2 protein-coding genes are annotated in these 1,109 nt (G+C 78.0%); one reads left to right on the forward strand and one right to left on the reverse strand.

Going from position 1 to position 1,109, the window contains the following annotated elements; all coding sequences use genetic code 11:
- The coding region (ispF, locus tag L0B03_RS18220; RefSeq protein WP_250448469.1) for a 2-C-methyl-D-erythritol 2,4-cyclodiphosphate synthase at window positions 1–777 on the forward strand (777 nt) is incomplete at its 5' end.
- 6 nt (window positions 778–783) lie between these two features.
- On the opposite strand, the gene L0B03_RS18225 is transcribed toward ispF, so the two are convergent.
- Window positions 784–1,109, reverse strand: a 326-nt coding sequence (locus L0B03_RS18225) for a zinc-binding dehydrogenase (RefSeq protein ID WP_250448471.1), incomplete at its 5' end; no start/stop codon positions are given.

Genomic DNA, 1,109 nt, shown 5'->3' on the forward strand with positions numbered 1-1,109 from the left:
GCCCCTCGTCGGGTCGTCGCGACCCCGCCCCGTCCCGCCCTGCGCGCCGTCCAGACCCCGCAGGGCTTTCGCGGGTCCGTGCTGCAGGATGCCCATGCCGCCGGTGCTGCCCGCGCGCAGGACGAGGCCACCGCGGCCACCGATGACGCCGCGCTCGTCGAGGCCCTCGGCCACGAGGTCTGGGTCGTGGACGGTCACGCCGAGGCCTTCAAGATCACCACCCCGGCGGACCTCGAGGCCGCGCACCGTCTGCTCGCGGCCCACGGGATGCCTTCGGCCGCGGCGCGACCGACCGCCCTGCCCCGCACCGGGCTCGGCGTCGACGTCCACGCCTTCGCCGACCCCGCGGGCGGGCGCGAGCTCTGGCTCGGCGGGCTGCACTGGCCGGGGGAGAACGGGCTCGAGGGCCACTCCGACGCCGACGTCGCCGCCCACGCAGCGGCCGACGCGCTCCTGTCCGCCGCGGGCCTCGGGGACCTGGGCTCGAACTTCGGCACCTCCGACCCCGCCTGGGCCGGGGCCGCGGGGGCTGCACTCCTGGGTGAGGCCGCCCGACGTGTCCGCGCGGCGGGCTTCACCATCGGGAACGTCGCGATCCAGGTGATCGGCAACCGCCCGCGCATCGGGCCGCGCCGGGCCGAGGCCGAGACGGCCCTGACGCAGGCCTGCGGGGCCCCGGTCTCCCTCTCCGCCACCACCACGGACGGCCTGGGGCTGACCGGGCGGGGCGAGGGGGTCGCCGCCCTCGCGACCGCGCTGGTGGTCACCAGCGCCTGATCGCGGTCAGTGCACCAGCACGATCTTGCCCACCACGTTCCCAGCGATCCCCGCCCGGTGCGCCCGGGCGACGTCGGCCAGGTGGTAAGTCGCGCCGACCCGCACCTCGAGGCGGCCCGAGCCCGCCAGCTCGGCCAGCAGCCGCCGTGCCCCACGACGCACCTCGGTCCCGGGGTCGCCCCCGGGTCCATGGCCCAGCACCCGGACCCCGAGCCGGGTCCCGTGCACCCCGTTCGCGATGGTCGCCACCCGGCGCCGGTCCGTGACCAGGGCCACCGAGGCGTCGAGGGCCTCGTCGGTCCCGGCCGTGTCGACCGCGGCGTGCACCCCCG

Source organism: Actinotalea sp. C106 (assembly GCF_023630195.1).
Lineage (GTDB): Bacteria > Actinomycetota > Actinomycetes > Actinomycetales > Cellulomonadaceae > Actinotalea.